Genomic DNA, 2,750 nt, shown 5'->3' on the forward strand with positions numbered 1-2,750 from the left:
CCGCAGCCGGCACGCCCGTCGCCGCCGGGGCACCCTCGGCTGAGGCACCAGGAGCGGAGGACAAGAGCAAAGCGATCGATGGCTTCCGCTCCGCCAAGTTCGGCATGAACGAGGCCGATGTGCGCGCGGCGATGACGAAGGATTTCAACGTCAAGCCCGATGCCATCAAGGCGCAGGACAACGCCGCCGAGCTGACGCACAGCATCCTGCTGTCCGTTCCGGAGCTGCTGCCGAACGGCGGGACCGCCGAGCTCTCCTACGTGTTCGGCTACAAGTCGAAGTCGCTGATCCAGATCGGCGCCGTCTGGTCGAAGGGGACCGACGCGGCGATGACGCCGGAGAAGCTGTTCTCCAACGCCAACATCCTGCGCGCCCATTTCATGGGCGAAGGCTTCAAGCCCGACTCCATCGCAGTCAACATGCCCGTCGCCGGCGGCATCGTGATGTTCCGCGGCAGCGACGCCAAGGACCGCTCGGTGATCCTGCTGCTGCAGGGCACGTTCGAGAACAAGGAGAACAACCAGCGTGTGCTGACCCCGACCAGCCTTCTGCTGTTCTACGTGGCCGACGCCAAGAGCCCCGACATCTTCAAGCTGCCGCCCGGCCAGTTCTGAACAGGATCAGGCATGCGCGGACCATCTGTGAGGCGAGACGAGGACGAACCGGGCTTGCGCAAGCTGGCGCGGTTCCGTTCGATGTCGCTGCTCTGCGCGATGCAGATGGTCTTTCTGCCGGTGTACAGCGTCCGTCTTCAGGCGCAGACGGCGAACGTCATCGTTCCCGACGGCCGCACCGGGACCGCCTTGCAGACCTCCGGCAGCGTCACCAACGTCACGACGTCGACGGTGTCGGGCGCCAACGCCTTCAACTCGTTCTCGCAGTTCAGCGTCGGGCAGGGCAATACCGTCAATCTGCAGCTGCCGACCGGCACGCGGAACCTCGTCAACATCGTCCGCGACGCGCCGGTCTACGTCAACGGCACGCTGAACTCCTATATGAACGGCGCGATCGGCGGTAACGTCTACTTCGCCGATCCCAAGGGCTTTGTGGTCGGCCGCAGCGGCGTGGTCAATGTCGGCAGCCTCAACGTCTCGACGCCGACGCGCGAATTCACCGACAGCCTGATCGGTCCGGGCGGGGCGATCAACGGCACGGCGGTCGGCAACCTCATGGCGGGCTCGTTCCCGGTCTCGCCGGACGGCAACATCCGCATCTATGGCCGCATCAACGCCCAGGACGGCGTGCGGCTGACCGGGCAAAACGTCTTCGTCGGCGGCGCCAGCCAGCGCGACATCGCCAATCTCGACCATGCCGCGAAGTTCGCAGCCTCGGTCAATTCGAAGGGCCTGCGCAGCGCCAGCGCGATCACTGTCAGCAACGGCTCGATCCACATCGGCGCCGTCAACAACGCCAGGATCAACGGACGCCTGACCGCGCGCAGCCAGACCGCGACGCCGAGCAACATCACGGTGCAGGCCGGCAACAATATCGAGGTCGGCAAGAACGCCAGGCTCGGCGCCGCCAGCAGGACGGGCGACGCCGGCGAGATCCGTTTGAAGGCGGCCCAGAACCTGACCGTGGCGGGCGGCGCCAAGTTCAATGCCAGCGCGAAGACCGGCAATGCCGGTCTCGTCGACTTCAGCGCGAACGGGGTCATTGACGTCGGTCGCGGCGTTTCCGTCAACCTTGCCGCGCCGAATGGCAAGGCGGGCACGTTGCTATTCGATCCAACCGACGTGGTGGTCGGCGATGCCGGCCAGGGCGACACCGGCGTGACGCTGTCGAACAGCTCGATCGCGAATGCGCTCGCGGGGCTCAGCGCTGGTGCCGACTACCTCATTCAAGCGGACAACTCCGTCACGCTCGCCGCGCATGCGGTGATCGATGCCCGACGCCTCGACGGCTCCGGCCATTCCACCGGAAACGCCAACCACATCACCATCGACGCGCCGAACATCGACATCAAGAATGGCGCGCAGATCCTGGCCCAGTCGGTCAACTTCGGAGGGACCACCTATTCCGACGGCAACGTCACGCTGACCGCAACGGCGAGCGACATCAAGCTGTCCGGCCAGGCCACCGCCGCGACGGCGATCACGGTCGACGGCAAGATCACCGGCGGCATCGTCTCGATCACCGCAACCTCGACGGCCGTGTCAAGTTTCCTGAACGGTTCTGTGGCGGGTGATTTCGCGCTTGTCGGCTCGACGCTGGCCGCCTCGCTGCTCGGGCTCAATGGCGGCTATGTCGCGGCAAGCGCCACTGCGACCATCAACATCAACAGCCATGCCGACATCAACGGCCGCGGCGATGTCACCATTTCCGCGCATGCCACGGAGAACGCGTCGGATCCGGCGGTCGCCTCCACCTTGCTCGGCAGCCTCACGCCGGTCGCGGCCGGCGTGGTCGTCGGCAAGATCGACGGCACTGCTACGACCAACGTGGCCTCGGGCGCGACGATCAACGCCGGCGGCAACCTCGAGATCAAGGCGCTCAACGATGCGACCATCGCCGTCTCTGCCCTCGCGGCATCGACGAGCGCGCAGATCGTCCCGACGGTAGCCTATTCCAAGGGGTCGGTGACGACGACCGCCAACGTCGCGACCGGCGCGCATATTGCGGCGGGCCTGGTGAACACGAGCGGCAGCACCCTGAAGGTGCGCGCGATCAACAACAATTCGTTCTCGACCGGCGCGACGTCGGTTGCCGCGAGCGGGCCGAATGCGAGCGGTGCCGTCGGCGGCGCGGTC

The 2,750-nt window shown here is 66.1% G+C and carries 2 protein-coding genes; both read left to right on the forward strand.

Annotated elements, in window-relative coordinates:
* Positions 1-614: hypothetical protein (locus tag MOV75_RS33520; protein ID WP_247007471.1), on the forward strand; the 614-nt coding region annotated here is incomplete at its 5' end.
* A gap of 12 nt (positions 615-626) precedes the next feature.
* Positions 627-2,750: leukotoxin LktA family filamentous adhesin (locus MOV75_RS33525; RefSeq protein ID WP_247007473.1), on the forward strand; the 2,124-nt coding region annotated here is incomplete at its 3' end.

Source organism: Bradyrhizobium sp. PRIMUS42 (assembly GCF_023006515.1).
Classification (GTDB): Bacteria; Pseudomonadota; Alphaproteobacteria; order Rhizobiales; family Xanthobacteraceae; genus Bradyrhizobium.